This window comes from Burkholderia sp. Ac-20344, assembly GCF_017104975.1.
Classification (GTDB): Bacteria; Pseudomonadota; Gammaproteobacteria; order Burkholderiales; family Burkholderiaceae; genus Burkholderia.
Genome location: NZ_JAAGPP010000022.1, coordinates 23835 through 44161 on the forward strand (window position 1 = coordinate 23835; position 20327 = coordinate 44161).

Here is a 20327-nt window from a genome sequence, read left to right on the forward strand (position 1 = left end):
CGGGCCGCGTGGGGGAGCCGCTCAATGGGGAAGGCCGGATCAGGCCGATGCCGCGCCGCGCTTGGCGGGGAACAGGCGCCGGAAGATCCGCACGAACGCGAGGCCGTGCTGCGCCCAGAAGCCTTCGCCGTAGGACACGCCCTCGACCTGGTCGCGGATGCCGGTCGGCTCGACCGTGCGGTTCCACGACGCGGTGCCGAACATCATGTCCCACCACGGGAACAGCACGCCGAAGTTGCAGCCGTACTTCGTGCCTTCGTGGCCGTAGCCGACCGCGTGGTGGCGCCGGTGGAAGATCGGGCTCACGAACAGGCGCTCGCCGAGCCAGCCGAACGACAGCCGCGCATTCGTGTGCTGAATGCTCTGCATGAAATTGGTGAACGCGGTCAGCACGACGAACTGCGACGGCGTCACGCCGATCACGAGCGCGATCGCCGCGAAGAAGCACGACTGGATCACGTCGTCGAGCACGTGGTTGCGGTCGTCGCACCACAGCGACATCTGGCGCTGGCTGTGATGCACGGCGTGCAGCTCCCACCAGATGCCGAACTTGTGCTGCCAGCGGTGATACCAGTAGCCGGCGAAATCGAGCACGACGAGATAGATCGCGAACGCGACGATCGGCTTCGAGGTCACGCCCGGCCACAGGTAGTCGAGATTGACGTTCGCGATGCCGTGCAGCCGCAGCCACGCCTGGAAGTTGTCGAACAGCGGCTGCAGCGCGAAGAAGAAGAACAGCGAATAGATGCCGAGCTTCGCGATCGCCGTGTAGATCACGTCGACCCGCACGGCACGGCGGTCCGTCCAGCGCTCGACGGGCAGCAACGCCTCGAGCGGGCGCAGCAGCACGAACATCAGCACCATCTGCAGCGCGCCGACGATCACCCAGTACAGCGCGTCGTAGGTGTCCTCGTCATAGTCCATCAGGTTGAACTTGAAGAGGAGCGGCTGCACGACGTCGACGTACAGCCAGGTCTGGATGTCCGATACGAATGCATCGATCAGGTGCAGCATCGCTCTCCCCCGCCCGTCACGCGCCGTTCGCGGCGCGCCACGGCGCACGGTCGTAGAAGTAGATGCCGTGCGGCGAGCGGCCGACGGCGATCGTCTGCACCAGCTTGCGCGACGCCAGATCGATGATCCCGACCTTCTTCGCGAAGCGGAACGTCACCCACAGCGTCTTCTTGTCGGCGGACAGTTCCATGTCGTCCGGGCCCGGCAGCAGGCCGGTGATGTCGCCGACATTGGTGAGCGTGTTCTCGTCGATGATGCTGATCGTATTCGCGACCCGGTTCGTCACCGCGACGTGCGCGCCGTCGGCGAGCGAGCGGAAGTTGTGCGCGCCCTTGCCGGTATAGATCTGCTTGACGACCTTCTGGTTGCGCCAGTCGACCACCGCGACGTAATCCGCGCCGGTCATCCCGACGAGCAGGTACTTGTCGTCCGGCGTGAGCCACAGGCCGGCCGGCACCTTGCCGACCTTCATCTTCCACTTGACCGTCTGCGTCGGCAGGTCGATCGCCGCGATCTCGCCGGAGACCTGCAGCGACACGAGCAGCGTCTTGCTGTCCTTCGTGAACGCGAGGTGGCTCGGCATGACTTCGAGCGGCACGCGCTTCACGAGCTTCAGGTCGCGGCCGTCGTAGCCGTAGATGTCGACGCGGTCGAGGCGCAGGCCGGCGGCCGCGAACCACTTGCGGTCGGGCGAGAAGCCGAGCTGGTAAGGATCGTCGATCCCTTCGACGGTGCGCTGCAGCTTGCCCGTCTTCGGATCGAGGAACATCAGGCTGTTCGAGATCGAATTGGCGACGATCAGCGACGAATTGTCGGGCGTCGCCATCAGGTGGTGCGGTTCCTTGCCGGTCGGCATCGTGCCGACGACCTCGCGGGTCTGCTGGTCGATCAGGGAAAGCGTCGCTTCGGCCGAATTGAGGACGATCACGTTATTCGCGTGTGCGGCGGGCGCCAGCACGGCGGCGGCCAGCGCGAGCGTGCGGCCGAGGGAAAGGAAAGTGCGCATGAAGACTCACGTCGTGGAACAACCGTCATTGTAAAACGCTCAACCGGCCCGGCCGGTTGACGGAAACCGGCATTGCGCCACTTCGACGCACGCCGCAGCGGCCCCGTCGGCCTGCGCGGCAGGCGCCGCGCGGCCGGCCGGGGCCGGCCGCCGGTGCGGGCCCGGAAGCCGATGTTGCGCTAGCGCTGCATCGACTCCCAGACCTTGTGCAGACGCTTGACAGAGACCGGCATCGGCGTGCGCAGTTCCTGCGCGAACAGCGAAATCCGCAGTTCCTCGAGCAGCCAGCGGAATTCCGCGAGCCGCGGGTCGGCGACGCCGCCGCGCTGGGACACCGCGCGCTGGTACTGCTGGGCGAGCGGCAGCAGGTCGCCGGATTGCTTCGCGTCGCGCGCCGGATCGGCCTTCAGCTTGTCGATCCGCAGCGCGATGCCCTTCAGGTAACGCGGGAAGTGGGCAAGCTGCGTGTAAGGCGTGTCGATCACGAAGCGCTTGCCGACCAGCGCGGCGAGCTGCTGCTGCAGGTCCGCATGCGCCTGCGCGAACGGCTTCGCCTGCGCGAGCTTCTTCACGAGCCCGGCGTATTCGGCCAGGATCTGGCCGACCAGCCGCGCGATTTCCTGCGCGAGCAGGTTCAGGCGGCTCCGGCCCTCGTCGCGGCGCGCGTGGAAGCTCGCGTCGTCGTCGGGTAGCGGATCCTGCAGGCACGCGCGGTCGAGCGCCGTGTCGATCAGTTGGTCGCGCAGCTCGTCCTGCGTGCCGAGCGACATGTACTGCATCGCCATCTCGCGCAGGCCCGGCAGGTTCTTCTCGAGGAACTTGATCGGCTCCTTCAACTGCAGCGCGAACAGCCGCCGCAGGCCGGCCCGGTGGATGCGCGCAGCCTCTTCCGGCGAATCGAACACCTCGACGTCGCAATGCGTGCCGCGATCGACGAGCGCCGGGTAGCCGTACAACGTCTGGCCGCGCCGGCGAATTTCCAGCAGCTCGGGCAGCTTGCCGAAATTCCACGTCGTCAGGTTCTCGTACAGCGCCGTCGCGCCGGCTTCCGCCGGAGCGGCCGTCTGCGGCACCGCGCCCTTGCCGCCCTTCGGGCCACGGGCAGCGGTACCGGTCGCGGCCACCGTCGCCGGCGCCTGGCTGGTTATCTGGCCGGCATCGGCATCGCCGCCGGCCGCGATCGTCGACGCGGCCGCGATCTTCTGGAACTGCTGCTGCGCCTGCGCGCCCAGCTCCTGGCGAAGCTGCGCGAGATTGCGCCCCATCGCGAGCTGGCGGCCGTGCTCGTCGATCACCTTGAAGTTCATGAACAGGTGCGCGGGCAGCGTCTCGAGCTTGAAGTCGGCCGTCTTCATCGCGACCTGCGTCTCGCCGCGCACGTCGGCGATCAGCGCCTCGACGAGGCCGCCCGCGCCGAAGCGCTCGCGCCCCATCCGCTCGACGAAGCCGGCCGCGTACTCGGGCAGCGGCACGCAATGCCGGCGCAGCTTCTGCGGCAGCGACTTCAGGAGCAACTGCACCTTCTCCTTCAGCATCCCCGGCACGAGCCATTCGCAGCGGCGCGCGTCGACCTGGTTCAGCGCATACAGCGGCACCGCGAGCGTCACGCCGTCGCGCGGCGTGCCGGGCTCGAAGTGATACGTGAGCGCCATCTCGACGCCGGCCATCGTTGCGCGCTTCGGGAACAGCTCGGTCGTCACGCCGGCCGCCTCGTGGCGCATCAGGTCGTCGCGCGACAGGTACAGCAGCCGCAGCTTGTCCTCGGGCTGGCCGCCCTTCTTCACCTCGTCGCGATACCAGCGCTCGAATGCGACGCCCGTGTGAATCCCTTCCGGAATCGCCTGGTCGTAGAACGCGTAGATCAGCTCGTCGTCGACCAGCACGTCCTGGCGGCGCGACTTGTGTTCGAGCTGCTCGATGTCGGCGAGCAGCTTGCGGTTGTGCGCGAAGAACGCGAGCTTCGTGTCGAACTCGCCGTCGACCAGCGCGCCGCGGATGAACAGCTCGCGTGCACGCGCCGGATCCTGCCTGCCGAACGCGACGCGCCGGCGGTGGTAGATCGGCAGCCCGTACAGCGTCGCACGCTCGTACGCGCTGACCTGCGCCGGGCGCTTTTCCCAGTGCGGCTCCGACAGCGACTTCTTCAGCAGGTGCGCGCCGATCTTCTCGACCCATTCGGGCTCGATCTTCGCGAGGCAGCGCGCGTACAGCCGGCTCGTCTCGACGAGCTCGGCCGCCATCACCCAGCGGCCGGCCTTCTTCGCGAGCACGGAGCCCGGCCACAGATAGAACTTGATCCCGCGTGCGCCGAGATAGTGCGGATCGTCGTCGGCCTTCAGGCCGAGGTTGCCGAGCAGGCCCGTCAACAGGGCCAGATGGACCTGTTCGTAGGTCGCCTCGACTTCGTTCAGCCGCCAGCCGTGCTCGCGTACGACGGTCAGCAGCTGCGAATGGACGTCGCGCCACTCGCGCAGCCGCAGGTGCGACAGGAAGTTCTGCCGGCACGCGTCGACGAGCTGGCGGTTCGACTTCTTGTGCGCGACGGCCTCTTCGAACCACGCCCAGATCTTCAGCCACTGCAGGAATTCGGAACGCTCGTCGGCGAACCGGCGGTGCGCCTGGTCGGCCTGCTCCTGCGCTTCGATCGGGCGGTCGCGCGGATCCTGCACGGACAGCGCGCTCGCGATGATCAGCACCTCGCGCAGCGACTGCTGGTCGCGCGCGGCGAGAATCATCCGGCCGACGCGCGGGTCGAGCGGCAGCCGCGCGAGTTCGCGGCCGAGCGGCGTCAGCGCGTTGTCGTCGTCGACCGCGCCGAGTTCGTTGAGCAGCTGGTAGCCGTCCGCGATCGCGCGGCCCGGTGGCGGCTCGAGGAACGGGAACGATTCGATCGCCGTCAGGTGCAGCGACTTCATCCGCAGGATCACCGACGCGAGCGACGAGCGCAGGATTTCCGGATCGGTGAAGCGTGCACGCGCCTGGTAGTCGCTTTCCTCGTACAAGCGGATGCAGACGCCGTCGGCCACGCGGCCGCAGCGGCCCGCGCGCTGGTTCGCGGCCGCCTGCGAGATCGACTCGACCTGCAGTTGCTCGACCTTGTTCCGGTACGAATAGCGCTTCACGCGCGCGAGCCCGGTGTCGACGACGTAGCGGATGCCCGGCACCGTCAGCGAGGTTTCGGCCACGTTGGTCGCGAGCACGATCCGGCGCGCGTTCGACGCCTTGAACACCTTGTCCTGGTCGGCCGCCGAGAGCCGCGCGAACAGCGGCAGGATCTCGGTATGCGGCGGGTGGTGCTTGCGCAGCGCCTCGGCCGCTTCACGGATCTCGCGCTCGCCGGGCAGGAACACCAGCACGTCGCCGGGGCCTTCGCGGCACAGCTCGTCGACCGCGTCGACGATCGCGTCCATCAGGTCGCGCTCGGCTTCGCGCGCGGTCTTCACGCGATCGCGGCCGGCCGTGCCTTCGGCGTGCTTCACGGCCGGGCGATCCTCGGCCACGGGCCGGTAGCGCATCTCGACCGGATACAGCCGCCCGCTCACCTCGATCACGGGCGCCGGGCGCTCGTCGGTGCCGAAGTGGCGCGCGAAGCGATCGGCGTCGATCGTCGCGGACGTGACGATCAGCTTCAGGTCCGGCCGCCTCGGCAGGATTTCCTTCAGGTAGCCGAGCAGGAAGTCGATGTTCAGGCTGCGCTCGTGCGCCTCGTCGATGATCAGCGTGTCGTACGCCTTCAGCAACGGGTCGGTCTGCGTCTCGGCGAGCAGGATCCCGTCCGTCATCAGCTTCACGGACGCGCCCGGCGCGAGATTGTCGGTAAAGCGCACCTTGTAGCCGACCACTTCGCCGAACGGCGTGCCGAGTTCCTCGGCGATCCGGCGGCCGGTCGACGACGCGGCGAGGCGGCGCGGCTGCGTATGGCCGATCAGGCCCGTGCCGCCGGCGCCGAGGCCGCGGCCGAGATCGAGACAGATCTTCGGCAGCTGCGTGGTCTTGCCCGAGCCGGTTTCGCCGCAGACGATGACAACCTGATGACCGGCGATCGCGCGCGCGATTTCGTCGCGCTTGCCCGACACGGGCAGGCTTTCGGGGTACGTGATCGGGGGGACCGGGTTCGGCGCGACGACGGCGCGCGGCGGACGCTCGCGGCGCGGCGCTCGCTCGCCCGTTGCCGGGGACGCGTCCTTCGCGGCCGGCTGGCGCGCCTCGCCGCGCGGTTCGTCGCCGCGCGGCCCGCGCGGTGCGTGTACAGGTTTGCCCGCCTGCTGTTCCTGCGGCCGGCGCGGCGGCTGGCCCTGCTGCTGGCGTGCATCGGCCGCACCATCCGGGTGCCGGGCCGACGGCGCTTTGGCCCGCGTCGGCGCGGGACTTTTAGGTACATTCGACATGGGGGCGCATTATAATCCCGCCCATGAATTCCCAAACCGACCTCCCTCCCGCCCAGTCCGGCTCCACGACGCCGCCGGCTGCCGATGAATCGGCCGCCAGCCACGCGCAGTTCGTCGACTGGATGCGCTCCGTCGCGCCCTATATCCACAAGTTCCGCAACAGCACGTTCGTCGTGGGGTTCGGCGGCGAGGTGGTGCAGCAGGGGCTCCTGAACGCGCTCGTGTCCGACATCGCGCTGCTGCAGGCGATGGGCATCCAGATCGTGCTGGTGCACGGTTCGCGACCGCAGGTCGAGGAGCAACTGAGCCTTCACGGAGTCGAATCCGAGTTTTCGCACGGCCTGCGCATCACCGACGCGCGCGCGCTCGAATCCGCGAAGGAAGCGGCCGGTGAAGTGCGTCTCGACATCGAGGCCGCGATCAGCCAGGGTCTGCCGAACTCGCCGATGGCGCACGCGCACATCAGCGTCGTGTCGGGCAACTTCGTGACCGCGCGGCCGGTGGGGATTCTCGACGGGGTCGATTTCGCGCATACGGGCATCGTGCGCAAGATCGACGCCGAATCGATCCGTCATTCGCTCGCGAGCCGCAAGCTCGTGCTGCTGTCGCCGCTCGGCTTCTCGCCGACCGGCGAAGCGTTCAACCTGTCGATGGAAGATGTCGCATCGGCCGCCGCGATCGCGCTGCGCGCCGACAAGATCATCTTCCTGACCGAAGCGCCCGGCATCGTCGACGACGAAGGCGGGCTGGTCCGCGAAATGTCGCTCGACGCGGCCGCCGAGCTGCTCGATTCCGGCAACGTCCAGGGCGACGACGCGTTCTTCCTGAAGCACTCGATCCGCGCGTGCCGCGGCGGCGTGACCCGGGCCCACCTGATCCCGCAGTCGCTCGACGGCAGCATGCTGCTCGAACTGTTCCTGCACGACGGCGTCGGCACGATGATCTCGTACGAGAACCTCGAAAGCCTGCGCGAAGCGACGCCGGACGACGTCGGCGGCATCCTGTCGCTGATCGAGCCGCTCGAGTCGGACGGCACGCTGGTGCGGCGCGGCCGCCACCAGATCGAGCGCGACATCGACCACTTCTCGGTGATCGAGCACGATGGCGTGCTGTTCGGCTGCGCGGCGCTGTATCCGTACCAGCAGGAGAAGATCGGCGAGATGGCGTGCCTGACGGTCGCGCCGGAAGCGCAGGGCTCGGGCGACGGCGAACGCCTGCTCAAGCGCATCGAGCAGCGCGCCCGCGCGCGCGGCCTCACGCATATCTTCGTGCTCACGACGCGCACCGAGCACTGGTTCCTCAAGCGCGGCTTCGTCAAGGTCAGCGTCGACGACCTGCCGGAAGACCGCCGCAAACTCTATAACTGGCAGCGCAAGTCGCTCGTGCTGATGAAGCAGCTCTGAGCGCAGGCACGACTGCCCTCCCCCCAGACCGATTACAGGAGAAGTACACGATGGCTCGAATGATCCAATGCGCGAAGCTCGGCAAGGAAGCCGAAGGCCTCGATTTCCCGCCGCTGCCGGGCGAACTCGGCAAGCGCATTTACGAGAGCGTCTCGAAGGAAGCGTGGCAAAACTGGCTCAAGCAGCAGACGATGCTGATCAACGAGAACCGCCTGAACATGGCCGACCCGCGCGCGCGCCAGTACCTGATGAAGCAGACCGAGAAGTACTTCTTCGGCGACGGTGCGGACCAGGCGTCCGGCTACGTGCCGCCGACGGAAGGCTGAGGACGCGATGCGTGCGGCCGGCAGCCGGCCGGCCGCACGCTCCGGGAAAGACGGCACCGTGTTGCGCACGGTGCCGTTTTCTTTTGGGGACGCGCGTTCGGTGTGCTCCGGCCTCGCGCGCGGCGGCATTCCGCTCGGCTCAGCCGGCCGGCTTCAGCGCGCCGCCCTCGCCCGGCTGCGCGTTCCCGTCGGCCGCGGGTTCCGCGCCGCCGCCTTCGGTGCCCCATTCGGCCGCGTCGCTGCGTTCGGCCGTCGACAGTTCGTCCGCGCGATAGCCGGTGCGATTCAGCAGCGCCAGCATGCAGACGAGCGACACGAACGCGTAAAGCCCCGATGCGACCGCGACGCCGACGATGCTGCCGGTCGCATTGAGGATCGCCTGCGCGAGCACGGGCGTGCCGCCGCCGACGACGAGCGCGCTCAGTTGATACGCGAGCGACAGGCCCGTGTAGCGGATGTTCGCCGGGAACACGCGCGCGAGCACACCGCCGACCGCGCCATAGAACATCGCCGACGGAATCGTCGAGATGCACATGCCCGCGACGGCTACCCAGTACGAGCGTGTCGCGAGTGCATGGAACATCACGGGCATCAGCACGATTTCCGGAATCAGGATCCAGCACATCGCACGGCGCATGTCGACCTTCGACACGAACCACGCGCCGACCGGCTGCATCAGGAACTGCACGACGAGCGAGATCGACAGGATGCCGAGGAACGTGCCTTGCGCGTAGCCGAGTTCCTTCGTCGCCCACGACAGCGCGAACGTGCTGCGGAAGTACGTGACGTTGATCACCGGCAGCGTGCCGGCCGCAAGCAGCACGACGACCCAGTGATCGCGCACGACGTCGCGCAGCGGCAGCTTCACGGTGCGCTTGCGCGCGAGCACGCGCTGCATGTCGGCCGACTCCTCGAGCTTCAGCCGGATCACCATGCCGATGATCACGAGCACGGCCGACAGCAGGAACGGAATGCGCCAGCCCCACATCAGGAACGACGGGGTCGGCAGCGCGCTCAGCGCGAAGAACGCGGCCGTGGCCAGCAGGTTGCCGGTCGGCGAGCCCTGCTGTGCGAACGCCGCATACAGGATGCTGCGATGCTTCGGCGCGTTCTCGCTCGCGATGAGCACCGCGCCGCCCCACTCGCCGCCGACCGCGATGCCCTGCAGCACGCGCAGCACGACGAGGCCGGCCGGCGCCCATACGCCGATCTGCGCATAGCCGGGCAACAGGCCGATGCCGGTCGTGGCCAGGCCCATCATCACCAGCGTGATCACGAGCGCGGTCTTGCGGCCGACACGGTCGCCGAGATGCCCGAACACGATGCCGCCGAGCGGCCGCGCGGCGAAGCCGGCCCAGAACGTGACGAACGCCAGCAGCGTCGCAACGCCGGGATCCATCGTGCTCGAAAAGAACACCTTGCCGAACACGAGCGCCGCGGCCGTGCCGTAGATGTAGAAGTCGTACCACTCGATCGTGGTGCCGACGAACGCCGCGAGGGCGGCGCGGCCTGGCCGCGGCGGCTGCGAGGTGGTCGGGGATTGCGGACGGCTCATCGATGTCTCCATGTTTGTGATCGGCGGCGCGACTGGCGCGCGCCTTGCCGGATGGCCGGCCTTGCGCCGCCGGCTGGCGGTATTGCTTGACGTTGCGCTGCCTGACGTTCCGTTTCGTCGGCCGGCCTTGCTCACCGGCGCGCGTGCCGGTCGGTCACGTCTGGTCGGAGGCGATCTTCAGCACGCCGGCATCGAGCAGTTGCTGCTGGAGCGCGGGATCGACGCCGAGGCGATCGAGTACCGCGCGCGTGTCGCCGCCCAGCGCGGGCGGCGGCGAACGATAGGCGGCCGGCGTGCGCGACAGCTTCACTGGCGAGGCCGTGCCGCGATACGCGGCGATCTCGACGAACAGGTTCCGGTGCAGCGCATGCGGATCGCGCGCGACGTCGGCCACCGTTCGCACCGGCCCGCACGGCACGCCGGCTGCCATCAGGTCGCGCGCGAGCGGCTCGCAGGCGTGCGCGGCGAGCCGTGCTTCCAGTTCGGCCTTCAGCTCGGGCCGGTGCGCGCAGCGGCTGCGGTTGTCGACGAAGCGCGGATCGCTTGCGAGCGCCGGCACGCCGAGATGCGCGACGAGCCGCGCGAACTGCCGGTCGTTGCCGACGGCGAGGAAGATCGGCACGCTCGCCGTGCGGTAGCTGTCGTACGGCGCGATGTTCGGATGCGCGTTGCCGCTGCGCTCCGGCACGCGCCCGGAACCGAAGAAGTTCGGCAGGTGTGGATGCAGCAGCGACACGCCGCAGTCGTACAACGCGATGTCGATCGACTGCCCGCGCCCGCTCTTCTCGCGCTCCGCGAGCGCCAGCAGGATGCCGGCGAGCGCGTTGAGCCCGGTGACCATGTCGACGATCGGCAGGCCGATGCGCGTCGCGTCGCCGTCGCGCTCGCCGTTCACGCTCATCAGCCCCGCCATCGCCTGGATCACCGCGTCGTAGCCGGGCAGCCCGCCGAGCGGGCCGCCTTCACCGAAACCCGTCACCGCGCAGTGGATCAAGCGCGGGAACCGCGGCTGCAAGTCGCGCGCGTAGTCCATCCCCCAGCGCGCGAGCGTGCCGGGCTTGAAGTTCTCGACGAGCACGTCGGCCTCTTCGAACAGGCGCCACAGGATCGCGCGCCCCTCGTCGCACGACAGGTCGAGCGCGAGCCCTTCCTTGTTGCGGTTCACGCCCATGAAGTACCACGCGGTATCACCGAGGAACGGCGGCCCCCAGCCGCGCGTCTCGTCGCCGTCCGGCGGCTCGATCTTGACCACCGTCGCGCCGTGGTCGGCGAGCGCCTGCGTGCAGTACGGGCCGCCGAGCACGCGGCTCAGGTCGACGACCTTCAGGCCGTCCAGTGCGCCACGCGTCGTGCTCATCGGTCGACCTCCGGCAGCAGGTCGAGCGCGGTATCGAGTGCGATCGGCGTGCCGCGCAGCAGCGCGCCGTATGCGGCCGATTCGTCGTCGCGCGAGGCCGGCGCGAGCGGATCGACCGGCAGCAGCCTGTGGCGCACGACCAGGTGCGCGAGCGCAAGGCGGCGGAAATCCGGCGCGAGCCGTGCGCCTTCGCACGCCATCAGCACGGCCGCGCTCGCGTAGTACAGCGCGGCCGCGGCCTGCCGCACGCGCGCGTCGCGCGAACGGGTCTCCGCACGGGTGGCCGGCTCCGGTTGCGGATCGGGCACGTCGGGCAACACGTCGACCGGTTCCTCGCGGCGGCCGCGCAAGCGGTCGTAGCACAGGTTCAGCACGACGCGATGCAGCCACGTGTCGAACCGTGCCTCGCCTTCGCGCCAGCCCGGCGCCTGTTTCCAGATCCGCAAGAACGTCTCCTGTGCGACGTCCTCGGCTTCCGTGCGGTCGCCGAGCATGCGTGTCGCGAGTGCGAGCAGCCGCGGCAGCTTGCGCGCGACGAGCACGCGCACGGCCGACGCGTCGCGTGCGCCGACCCGTGCCACCAGTGCCGCGTCCGGATCGCCGTCGCTCAACGCGGGGCGCTCCAGCGCATCGCGCGTCTGTGCATTCGCGCGATCGTTGATGCGCCCGCCGGCCGACTGAAGCTCATCGTCGTGCTCTCCTTGCATGCGCCGCGCCATTACCCGGCCCCGCCACACCGGCGGTTCGGGATCGCCGCACGCATCGCGCACGGCATCGGCAAGGTCCGTTTCATCGGCATCCGTTTCAGGCCGCATGGCGATCGTGTCGATCGGGTGCCGGCCGCCCGATCGCGTTCGCGTGAGCGGCGGCCGGCGCGCTCAATATACGACGACCGGCGCGGGCCGGTAATAGGCCGGGCGCGCCGGCACCACGACACAGCCGGCCAGCACGATGGCGGCGGCCGCCAGTATCACCACGGTTCGAAAAGGCATGGCTGCGACTCATGACGTTGCGGGAAGGCGCCGCCGCGCCGGCACCGCGTGCCGTGCGGCGGCATGCGCATCAGGCCCAGTGGCCGGGAACCCAGCGCCACGCCGGGCCGCGCGCAGCCCAGTGGCCCGGCACCCAGTGATAACCGACGCGAACCACTTGCCAGTGGCCCGGAATCCACACGTAACGGCCCTGCCGCCAGTGCCAGTGGCCCTGGTCCCACACGTAGCCCGCGCGCGGCGCCGGCATCACTTCGACGCGAGGCGGCGGCGGCGCGTAAGGCGCGACGATGACGGCCTGCGCGAACGCGGCCGACGCAGCCAGCGCGGCCACGCATGCGGTGGCAAACCGCAATGGGATGGAAAGCTTCATGAAAGACTCCGAAGTAGCGGGTATCGACCGGAAGCGGCCGTTCATGCGTTAAACGGTGCGGGCGAACGGAATCCGTCGCGGTGCCGGCAAATAAATTTCAGCCGAACCGGACACGTATCGGCGCAGTCCGGATACCGCGATGCGCAAGCCCGTGCATGGGCTCTCGCTCGTGCGCGGTTGCCGGGCTGTCACAACCCGGCAAAACTGCCCGCCGACAATGCTTGCCACCGGGATCCCGCTCGTTTCCGGCCCACGCCCCGGCCGCGCACGCGCACGGCCGGGCGGTTCCGCATCTCGCGTCTCCACCCACGAAAACACCGACCATGTCGAACCAGGACAACTCCCCGATCCAGCCGAACGAGCCGGCCGCGTCCGTCTCGCGTCGCGGCTTCCTGAAACTCGCCGGCGTATCCGGCCTCGCCACCGCCGCCGGCGGCCTCGCGGCAGCCCGGGCCGCTGCGTCGAACCCGGACGGCACGCCCGAACAGGTCCACCTGACGTGGGGCAACGACCCGGCGTCGGAAGTCGTGATCTCATGGGCATCGCTCGCGCCGGCCGTCAATCCGCGCGTGCGCATCGTCGCCGACGGCGAGCCGGCGCACATCGTGCACGGCGTCCAGCGCCTGTATACCGACGGCCTGAACGGCGAGACCGTGTTCGCGTACCACGCGCGCGTGCACGGGCTGAAGCCGAATACGCGCTACCGCTACGAGATCACGGCCGACAACGACAGCAACGCCGCGCAGCCGTTCTCCGCGAATTTCTCGACCGCGCCGCGCGGCCGCGCGCCGTTCCGCTTCACGAGCTACGGCGATCTCGCGACGCCGAACGGCGCGTGGGTGCTGTCGTCGCCGCAGAGCCGCTTCGCGGTGCAGGCCGTCGAGCAGTTCCAGCCGCTGTTCCACCTGCTGAACGGCGACCTCTGCTACGCGAACCTGAACCCCGCGCACCAGCCCGAGGTGTGGCGCGATTTCGGCAACAACAACCAGACGTCGGCCGCCAATCGTCCGTGGATGCCGTGCCCCGGCAATCACGAGATCGAGTTCAACAACGGCCCGCAGGGGCTCGACTCGTATCTCGCGCGCTACACGCTGCCGGAGAACGGCACGCGCTTCCCGGGCCGCTGGTACAGCTTCCGCGTGAGCTCGGTGCTGTTCGTCTCGCTCGACGCGGACGATGTCGTGTACCAGGACGCCGCCGCGTTCGTCGGCGGCCCCGCGCCGCTCGTGCCGGCCGCGAGCACGGGCCACCCGCCGATCGAGCCCGGCACGTCGTTCTACGTGCGCGGCTACAGCAACGGCGAGCAGACGCGCTGGCTCGAACACACGCTGCGTCATGCCGCGCATGACGACGACATCGACTGGATCGTCGTGCAGATGCACCAGGACGCGCTCAGTTCGTCGAAGACGGGCAACGGTTCCGACAAGGGCATTCGCGAAGCATGGCTGCCGCTGTTCGACCGTTACGGCGTCGACCTCGTGCTGTGCGGCCACGATCACGACTACGAGCGCAGCTACCCGGTGCGCGGCTGCAATCACCGCGCGGGGGTCGATGCGACGACCGGCGAAGTCGTCGAGACGCTGCAGCCGCGTCCGGTCGCCTCGAACGACCCGGACCGCACGACGTTCGACACGAGCCACGGCACGATCCACCTGATCCTCGGCGGCGGCGGCACCAGCGCGCCGCTCGACGTGTACGGCGAGAACCCGGCGACCGGCTTTGCGCGGGCGAAGGTGTTCACGAAGCCGAACCGGCCGGTGCCGGGCACGGCGCCGAATACGTTCGTGCGCCAGCCGGCCGATGCGCTCGAGGATGCGATCTGGTCCGCGCGCCGCGATACGGGCACCGGCTACGGGATCGCGGTGTTCGACCACGACCCGGGCAAGCCGGGCGGGCACACGACGATCACGATGCGCTACTACCACGCGCCGGGCGCCGACCAGCACCCGACCGCCGACTACGAACTGTTCGAGACGATCGAGCTGAGCAAGAAGCGGAACGAACGGTGATCGGGCAGGCGCCCGTTGCGAGGCGTTGCACCATGACACGCGTTAGACTGCGCGCCTCGCACTCCGGCCCATGAAGATGAGTTTCGAATACCGCATCCACACAATTGCGTCGGCCGACGCATTCGCTGCCATCGCGAATGCGTTACGGCAAGCGCGTGACGACATCGACATCGATCCCGACCGACGACAGATTGAAGTCCGTGGCAACGCCGGCGGCTGGCCGCGGGTCAACCTGTCGACCGACGAAGACGGTTTCTTCGTTGTCACGACGCTCGGGCCGACACGGCACGCGATGCTCGACTCGATCGGCCGCGCGTTGTCGGCAATCGGCGCGGCATGGCGCATCGACGATGCATGACCGGCTGCCGCGTGACACCCGCTCGCCTTGATCGGCCGCAAGCGCCGGGCTGATCGCCGCCAACTCCGCTGCTCGACCACCCTCGCCCCGCTAAACTACGCGTTTCCGTCTGCAATGGCCGTATCGCGTGCCGATCGCGCGCGCGGCTCATGCAGGCGGAACCGAATCATCCGAAATCGAATTTGCATGTTGAAACAGGCAGGAAGCATGAAGCGCAAGAATAAGGCAACGCTCGCCGGGCTCGGCGCGGTGTTGTTGTGGGCCTCCGTGGTCGCCCTCGTGCGCGGAGTCAGCGAAAGCCTCGGCGCAACCGGCGGCGCCGCGATGATCTATACGGTGGCATCCGTGCTTCTGCTGTTTACGATCGGCTTCCCCGATCTGAGCCGGTTTCCGAAAAACTATCTGATCTGGGGTGGCCTCCTGTTCGCCGCGTACGAGCTGTGCCTGTCGCTGTCGATCGGCTATGCAAGCAACGGCCAGCAGGCGATCGAAGTGGCGATGGTCAACTATCTGTGGCCGAGCTTCACGCTGGTCGCGGCGATCGTATTCAACAAGCAGCGCGTCAACCTGCTCGTCGTGCCCGGCGTCCTGCTGTCGATGCTCGGGATCTGCCGCGTCCTCGGCGGCGACCAGGGTCTCGACCCGGCCGGCATGCTGCACAACGTTGCGGACAATCCGCTGAGCTACGGCCTCGCGTTCTTCGGCGCACTGATCTGGGCCGGCTATTGCACGGTGACGGCGCGCATCGCCGACGGCAAGAACGGCGTCACGCCGTTCTTCATGCTGGTTGCGCTGGCACTCTGGATCAAGTTCGCGATCGAAGGCGGCGGCGGCATGACGTTCAGCCTGCATGCGGTCATTTACATCGTGCTGGCGGCATCGGCGCTGGGGTTCGGCTATGCGGCCTGGAACACCGGCATCATGCACGGCAACGTGACGGTCATCGTCGGCGCGTCGTACGTCACGCCGGTGCTCGCCGCCCTGCTCGCCGCGACGCTGCTGCATACGCCGCTGTCGATCGAGTTCTGGCAAGGCGCATCGATGGTTTGCGGCGGGTCGATCCTGTGCTGGCTCGCGACGCGCGGCCAGCGCAGCGTAAAAGCCGCGCCCGCTCGGGTCGGCAAAGAAGCATCGGGCAGTTGCCAGGGCTGACGATGCCGGGTGCTTTCGTTGCGATGCAGCCCGAAAGCCCCCGTCGGTCTCGCAAACCGTCGGCTACTCGCGCTAGCTGCGCGACGTCGGCTACTCGCGCTAGCTGCGCGACTCCAGTGCGATACGCACGGCGAGCCCGGCCAGCACCGAGCCCATCAACCAGCGCTGGACCGACGCCCAGACCGGCCGCCCCGCCAGGAAGCCTGCGATGGCGCCGGCCATGCAGGCAATCAGCGCATTCACGCTGACGCTCACCGCAATCTGCACGCAGCCGAGCGCCAGCGATTGCGCAAGCACGCTGCCATGCCCCGGCGAAATGAACTGCGGCAGCAGCGACAGATACATCACCGCAATCTTCGGATTCGCGAGGTTCGTGACGAAGCCCATCGTGAAGAGCCTGGCGCGACTGTCGTGCGGTAACTGCCTGACCTGGAACGCCGAGCGGCCGCCCGGCTTCAGTGCCTGCCACGCCAGGTACGCGAGATAAAGCGCGCCGGCAAAGCGCAACGCGTCGTACGCAAACGGCACGGCCATCACCAGCGCGGTGATGCCCAGCGCCGCGCACACCATGTAGAACACGAACCCCAGCGCGACGCCGCCGAGCGACACCAGCCCGGCACGGCGGCCCTGGCAGATCGAGCGCGAAACCAGGTAGATCATGTTCGGCCCGGGCGTCAGCACCATGCCGAGCGACACGAGTCCGAAAGCAAGCAAGGTGGCCAAGGCCGGCACGGCAATCTCCTTCGGGGCGGAACGGTCAGGGGCGAGTTCGAACAATGTATTGCATCTCGACTGATATCGACATGAATAAACTGCAAGCTGCCCATGAGCGCTGTTCATCGCACCGGCCGTTCGTTACCGGCCCTTTCTCGCGCGCGTGTGAATCGCCTTCGCCGCCTTCGCGCGTTGCGCGTCGACGAGCCGCACGAACGCGTCGGTGATCGCATTGCCGGCCGCGCTCCACGACAGCCGCACGGATCGATGCAGCCGCGGCGACAGCTCCAGCACGCGGCCGCCGAACGGCGTGTACGTGAGCGTGATGCGTGGAACGATCGACACGCCCATGCCGGCCTCCGCCATCGACAGGATGGTGCGCATCTCCACCACGTTGAATGCGGCGCGCAGCGGCGTGCCGCTGCGCGCGAAGTAATCCGCGATCACCGGGCCGCATCCTGCCTTCGAGAAAATGAACGGCGCCGCGGACAACTGCTTCGCCGACACGCGCTTGCGGCCGGCGAACATGCCATCCGCCGCCACTGCGACAAAATCCTCGTCGAGCAGCGGCAGATTGTGCGCGAACGTCTTCGTGCCGGCCACCACGCCGACGTCGGCCGTACCGTCGTCGATCCACCCTTCGACCTCGCTGTCCGTGCCTTCGAGCAGCACCGCCGACACGCCCTCGTGCATCTCCTTCAACGCCTCGAGCGCGGGCACGACGAACGCCAGCGACACGCTCGGCAGCGACGCGACCACCAGCTTCCCTTCGAGCTTGCCGCGCGACAGGCTGAACTGCTGGCGCAGCAACTGCGCTTCGCGCACCACGTTCTGGACGTACGGCCACAGGCGTTCACCCGCCGCCGTCAGGACGACCGGCTGCCGGTCGCGCCACAGCAGCTTGACCGCCGTGATGTCTTCCAGCTCGGTCAGTGCATGACTGATCGCGGATTGACTGCGGCTGAGCCGTTCGGCCGCGGCCGTGAGCGAGCCGAGTTCGACCACGGCCGCCAGGGCCTGCAACTGGGCAAGCGTCATCGGGTCTCCTTGTTCCAGGGTATGTAGATCGCGCATGATGCGACAAACTCGCATGAATTATATTGAACCGTGGAAACGCTCACGCCGACGATACCGGTGGCACACCGCGGCCAGCGCCGAATGTCTGCCGCGACGCTCGGGTAAGATGCATCCTCGAACCGCGTGCCGATTGCCTGCGGCCCCGGCCGCACAACGGCGCGGCACCAGGCGATCGACGTCCGGTTCAAGCCGATCCAGAAAACATGCGTGCCACACGCACGCCGCCGCAACGGGCTCGTCGACAGCGCTCGCTGCCGGATATGCCGCGACATGCCATGCCATGATGCATTTCAATCTGACTGACGGTGTGCTGGTCTCCGGCCTGCAGAGGCTCGGCGCGTTCGATCTGGCCGGCATCGCCGTCGCGCTATTTCTGGGCGGCATGGCCAAGGGGATCACGGGCATCGGCGTGCCGCTGATCGCGATGCCGATACTCAGCCAGTTCCTGCCGATCCGGCATGCGGTGCTGCTGCTGTCGATGCCGATCATCCTCGGCAACATTCCGCAGGCGCTCGAAGGCGGCCAGGTGCTGGCGACGGCACGCAAGATCGCCGCGCCGATCGCGGGCACCGTGCTCGGCAATATCGTCGGTGTCGCGATCCTGCTGTCGCTCAATCCGGGTCATGCGCAGGCAGCGTCCGGCGCGCTGCTGATCGTGGCCGCGGCGCTGATGCTCGCCGCGCCGAAACTCAACCTGCCGGACGCGTGGCGGAAGCCCGTCGGTTTCGTACTCGGCTTCGGTGCGGCGCTGATGGAGAGCATCGCGTCGGTTCCCGGCCCGCTGCTCGCCACCTACCTGATTTCGTCCGGTGCGACCGGGCGCGTGTTCACGAAGCAGATCGCGATCATCCTCGTGGTATCGATCGTCACGCTGATCACGACGTTCAGCGGCGCCGCGCACGCGAGCGGCGCCGACCTCGCGATCTCGGCGGCGGCCAGCCTGCCGGCCATTGCCGGCATGTGGCTCGTTCGCCCGCTGCGGGACAAGATGTCGCCCCGCATCTTCAGGAGGGTCGTGCTGCTGTTCGTGCTCGTCGCGGCGTCGCAGATGATCTGGAAATCGGGTGTGTTCCGGCACGGTGGATCGCACGTCACCCAGATGGACAACGCGCACGCGGGCAAGCACTAGCAGGCGGCGCACCGCCGTCGATCGCGCATGCGTTCTGAAAGCTGCCAGGCGTAGTATTCGCGGACACGGCGTACCGCCCCGCCCGACGAGGCGGACGATACGTCACCGACTTTGCTGCTTGCACGCCGATGCCCACATCGGCGCTGCCACGCTTTCAGAGGCATGACATGGAAACCTACGTATTGCTCGGCTGCGGATTCGGCCTCGGCCTGTTGATCGCCATCTGGGGCATCTGGCAACTCAAGTAACGCTCGCCAGCGCCGTCCGCGCGCAAGCAATCCGTATGGAAATGGACGGGAAACTGTAGTTTGCGGCGGTGTTCATCGCCCAAGTATTTCGCACTCCGATTCAGCTACCCGTGGCGGCTTCCGTTCGAAAGCACGTGTGATCGAGCCGCCTCGAAGCGCGCGCACTCGGTGTTGAGCCAGTCCGAAAGAATCGCAGTACGCGGATCGTCGGGATTGCGCGACACCAGCATGTAGCGCGCCGGCGCACGCTCGTGCCGCCGGAAGGACACCGCCGCTTCCAGTCTCATGCGCAAGTGCTCGCCGGTGCCGCACCCGGCGCATGACACGTCGGGGCCGGCGTCCAGCCCCGTTCCCGAAGACGCGTTAGACTGTCTCGATGGAACAATGCCGTTATTGCCAGAGAATCCGCGATGAATGGGATTGCCACGGTGACGAATGCCGCCGGGCAATCGCCAAGGCGCTGCGCCGGCAGCGCGCGGGCCTGCCGATGGTGCCCGATCGCATCCGCAACGAACTGCCGTCCGGCGCGCCGACCCAGCAGGTGATCGCCGTGCTGTCGCGCCAGCGCCTGCGCGCGCGCCGCGGCAACGAGGAACGCCGGGAGCGCAAGGAAATCGACGACGACGTCTGATCCGGCAGCATCGCAGCCCGTCCTCCCCCTCCGCCCGCGCCTTCTCCGCCGAGCGCGCTTCCGTGCACGCCCCTCTCCGTCGCACGCCTTTGCCCCGTCTCCCTTGCAAATCCGGCAAGACCGAATAGGGACAGAAGGCATTTATCCCGCAATTATTATCCCGGCTGAAAAGATCTTTCACCAAAACTCACGTTTACCCTAGGTCGACCGACGCCTACGATGTAATCAACCGCTTACGACATGGTGTCGAACGCGGAAAGCCAATAAACATCGGAGGTCATCATGAAATCGCTCGTTTCCGCAGTCGTTGCCGCTGTCGCCCTGTCCGCCTCGTTCGGCGCATTCGCCCAAAGCACCGTGACCCGCGCCCAGGTGCGCAGCGAGCTGGTCCAGCTCGAAAGCGCCGGCTACAAGCCGAGCCAGTCGAGCCCGCACTACCCGGCCGACATTCAGGCCGCGCAAGCCCGCGTGCACGCCGCCGACAACAGCGGCTACGGTGCGCAACCGGCCGCGACCGTCCAGGGTGGCGCACCGGCCGCCAAGGTGCACAACCCGCGCGACTCGGTCTACTTCGGCCACTAAGCCTGCCGCTGCGCGC

At 68.1% G+C, this 20327-nt stretch carries 18 protein-coding genes; 8 read left to right on the forward strand and 10 right to left on the reverse strand.

Going from position 1 to position 20327, the window contains the following annotated elements:
• Window positions 1-39: 39 nt before the first annotated feature.
• From G3N64_RS10080 to hrpA, 3 genes are all read right to left on the reverse strand, one after another.
• Entirely contained in the window at window positions 40-1014 is a 975-nt protein-coding gene (locus G3N64_RS10080; RefSeq protein WP_205783667.1) for a sterol desaturase family protein, read from the reverse strand.
• A 16-nt stretch (window positions 1015-1030) separates the two neighbouring features.
• Window positions 1031-2020, reverse strand: coding sequence for a beta-propeller fold lactonase family protein (locus tag G3N64_RS10085; protein ID WP_205783668.1), 990 nt, complete (start codon window positions 2018-2020; stop codon window positions 1031-1033).
• A 179-nt stretch (window positions 2021-2199) separates the two neighbouring features.
• Window positions 2200-6408, reverse strand: a complete 4209-nt coding sequence (gene hrpA / locus G3N64_RS10090) for an ATP-dependent RNA helicase HrpA (RefSeq protein ID WP_205783669.1) — start codon at window positions 6406-6408, stop codon at window positions 2200-2202.
• A 23-nt stretch (window positions 6409-6431) separates the two neighbouring features.
• On the opposite strand from hrpA, the gene argA reads away from it, so the two are divergent.
• On the forward strand, window positions 6432-7811 hold the full coding sequence (argA, locus tag G3N64_RS10095; protein ID WP_205783670.1) for an amino-acid N-acetyltransferase: 1380 nt from the start codon (window positions 6432-6434) through the stop codon (window positions 7809-7811).
• Between the two features lie 50 nt (window positions 7812-7861).
• A complete protein-coding gene (locus G3N64_RS10100) occupies window positions 7862-8137 on the forward strand; it encodes an oxidative damage protection protein (protein WP_205783671.1) in 276 nt (91 codons plus the stop codon).
• Window positions 8138-8276: 139 nt separating this feature from the next.
• On the opposite strand, the gene G3N64_RS10105 is transcribed toward G3N64_RS10100, so the two are convergent.
• The 4 genes from G3N64_RS10105 to G3N64_RS10120 form a co-directional block, all read right to left on the reverse strand.
• Window positions 8277-9692 (reverse strand): MFS transporter, encoded by a 1416-nt coding sequence (locus tag G3N64_RS10105; RefSeq protein ID WP_205783672.1) that lies wholly within the window; start codon window positions 9690-9692, stop codon window positions 8277-8279.
• Between the two features lie 154 nt (window positions 9693-9846).
• Window positions 9847-11049, reverse strand: coding sequence for a CaiB/BaiF CoA-transferase family protein (locus G3N64_RS10110; RefSeq protein ID WP_205783673.1), 1203 nt, complete (start codon window positions 11047-11049; stop codon window positions 9847-9849).
• The gene (locus G3N64_RS10115; RefSeq protein WP_241020872.1) at window positions 11046-11864 is read right to left on the reverse strand and encodes an RNA polymerase sigma factor; all 819 of its coding nucleotides are present in this window, start codon (window positions 11862-11864) and stop codon (window positions 11046-11048) included. The genes G3N64_RS10110 and G3N64_RS10115 overlap by 4 nt, the downstream gene beginning before the upstream one ends.
• 247 nt (window positions 11865-12111) lie before the next feature.
• The gene (locus G3N64_RS10120) at window positions 12112-12411 is read right to left on the reverse strand and encodes a YXWGXW repeat-containing protein (RefSeq protein ID WP_027791779.1); all 300 of its coding nucleotides are present in this window, start codon (window positions 12409-12411) and stop codon (window positions 12112-12114) included.
• Window positions 12412-12734: 323 nt separating this feature from the next.
• Here G3N64_RS10120 and G3N64_RS10125 point away from each other — a divergent pair, with 323 nt between their 5' ends.
• From G3N64_RS10125 to yddG, 3 genes are all read left to right on the forward strand, one after another.
• Window positions 12735-14420, forward strand: coding sequence for a metallophosphoesterase family protein (locus G3N64_RS10125; protein ID WP_205783674.1), 1686 nt, complete (start codon window positions 12735-12737; stop codon window positions 14418-14420).
• A gap of 70 nt (window positions 14421-14490) precedes the next feature.
• A complete protein-coding gene (locus tag G3N64_RS10130) occupies window positions 14491-14778 on the forward strand; it encodes a hypothetical protein (RefSeq protein WP_205783675.1) in 288 nt (95 codons plus the stop codon).
• Between the two features lie 207 nt (window positions 14779-14985).
• Window positions 14986-15930: an aromatic amino acid DMT transporter YddG gene (gene yddG / locus G3N64_RS10135; RefSeq protein WP_205783676.1), complete on the forward strand. Its 945-nt coding sequence runs from the start codon at window positions 14986-14988 to the stop codon at window positions 15928-15930.
• A gap of 99 nt (window positions 15931-16029) precedes the next feature.
• Here yddG and G3N64_RS10140 read toward each other — a convergent pair whose 3' ends face one another.
• Both G3N64_RS10140 and G3N64_RS10145 read right to left on the reverse strand, forming a co-directional pair.
• Window positions 16030-16662 carry a LysE family translocator gene (locus G3N64_RS10140; protein ID WP_205783677.1) on the reverse strand — a complete coding sequence of 211 codons (633 nt, stop codon included), beginning with the start codon at window positions 16660-16662 and terminating at the stop codon, window positions 16030-16032.
• Window positions 16663-16785: 123 nt separating this feature from the next.
• A complete protein-coding gene (locus G3N64_RS10145; RefSeq protein ID WP_205783678.1) occupies window positions 16786-17682 on the reverse strand; it encodes a LysR family transcriptional regulator in 897 nt (298 codons plus the stop codon).
• Window positions 17683-18001: 319 nt separating this feature from the next.
• Here G3N64_RS10145 and G3N64_RS10150 point away from each other — a divergent pair, with 319 nt between their 5' ends.
• Complete coding sequence (locus G3N64_RS10150) at window positions 18002-18850, forward strand: sulfite exporter TauE/SafE family protein (RefSeq protein WP_205783679.1); 849 nt, start codon at window positions 18002-18004, stop codon at window positions 18848-18850.
• Window positions 18851-19202: 352 nt separating this feature from the next.
• Here the strand turns inward: G3N64_RS10150 and G3N64_RS10155 are convergent, their stop codons facing one another.
• Window positions 19203-19385 (reverse strand): hypothetical protein, encoded by a 183-nt coding sequence (locus tag G3N64_RS10155; RefSeq protein ID WP_205783680.1) that lies wholly within the window; start codon window positions 19383-19385, stop codon window positions 19203-19205.
• 89 nt (window positions 19386-19474) lie between these two features.
• On the opposite strand from G3N64_RS10155, the gene G3N64_RS10160 reads away from it, so the two are divergent.
• Window positions 19475-19729 (forward strand): hypothetical protein, encoded by a 255-nt coding sequence (locus G3N64_RS10160; protein WP_027791787.1) that lies wholly within the window; start codon window positions 19475-19477, stop codon window positions 19727-19729.
• A gap of 282 nt (window positions 19730-20011) precedes the next feature.
• Window positions 20012-20311: a DUF4148 domain-containing protein gene (locus G3N64_RS10165; RefSeq protein WP_205783681.1), complete on the forward strand. Its 300-nt coding sequence runs from the start codon at window positions 20012-20014 to the stop codon at window positions 20309-20311.
• Window positions 20312-20327: the final 16 nt, after the last annotated feature.

Excerpts from the sequence above, each read along its gene's own strand:
- G3N64_RS10080 (WP_205783667.1), bottom strand. The coding sequence starts at position 1,014 with ATGCTGCACCTGATCGATGCATTCGTATCGGACATCCAGACCTGGCTG.
- G3N64_RS10085 (WP_205783668.1), bottom strand. The coding sequence starts at position 2,020 with ATGCGCACTTTCCTTTCCCTCGGCCGCACGCTCGCGCTGGCCGCCGCC.
- hrpA (WP_205783669.1), bottom strand. The coding sequence starts at position 6,408 with ATGTCGAATGTACCTAAAAGTCCCGCGCCGACGCGGGCCAAAGCGCCG.
- argA (WP_205783670.1), top strand. The coding sequence starts at position 6,432 with ATGAATTCCCAAACCGACCTCCCTCCCGCCCAGTCCGGCTCCACGACG.
- G3N64_RS10100 (WP_205783671.1), top strand. The coding sequence starts at position 7,862 with ATGGCTCGAATGATCCAATGCGCGAAGCTCGGCAAGGAAGCCGAAGGC.
- G3N64_RS10105 (WP_205783672.1), bottom strand. The coding sequence starts at position 9,692 with ATGAGCCGTCCGCAATCCCCGACCACCTCGCAGCCGCCGCGGCCAGGC.
- G3N64_RS10110 (WP_205783673.1), bottom strand. The coding sequence starts at position 11,049 with ATGAGCACGACGCGTGGCGCACTGGACGGCCTGAAGGTCGTCGACCTG.
- G3N64_RS10115 (WP_241020872.1), bottom strand. The coding sequence starts at position 11,864 with ATGCGGCCTGAAACGGATGCCGATGAAACGGACCTTGCCGATGCCGTG.
- G3N64_RS10120 (WP_027791779.1), bottom strand. The coding sequence starts at position 12,411 with ATGAAGCTTTCCATCCCATTGCGGTTTGCCACCGCATGCGTGGCCGCG.
- G3N64_RS10125 (WP_205783674.1), top strand. The coding sequence starts at position 12,735 with ATGTCGAACCAGGACAACTCCCCGATCCAGCCGAACGAGCCGGCCGCG.
- G3N64_RS10130 (WP_205783675.1), top strand. The coding sequence starts at position 14,491 with ATGAAGATGAGTTTCGAATACCGCATCCACACAATTGCGTCGGCCGAC.
- yddG (WP_205783676.1), top strand. The coding sequence starts at position 14,986 with ATGAAGCGCAAGAATAAGGCAACGCTCGCCGGGCTCGGCGCGGTGTTG.
- G3N64_RS10145 (WP_205783678.1), bottom strand. The coding sequence starts at position 17,682 with ATGACGCTTGCCCAGTTGCAGGCCCTGGCGGCCGTGGTCGAACTCGGC.
- G3N64_RS10150 (WP_205783679.1), top strand. The coding sequence starts at position 18,002 with ATGATGCATTTCAATCTGACTGACGGTGTGCTGGTCTCCGGCCTGCAG.
- G3N64_RS10155 (WP_205783680.1), bottom strand. The coding sequence starts at position 19,385 with ATGAGACTGGAAGCGGCGGTGTCCTTCCGGCGGCACGAGCGTGCGCCG.
- G3N64_RS10160 (WP_027791787.1), top strand. The coding sequence starts at position 19,475 with ATGGAACAATGCCGTTATTGCCAGAGAATCCGCGATGAATGGGATTGC.
- G3N64_RS10165 (WP_205783681.1), top strand. The coding sequence starts at position 20,012 with ATGAAATCGCTCGTTTCCGCAGTCGTTGCCGCTGTCGCCCTGTCCGCC.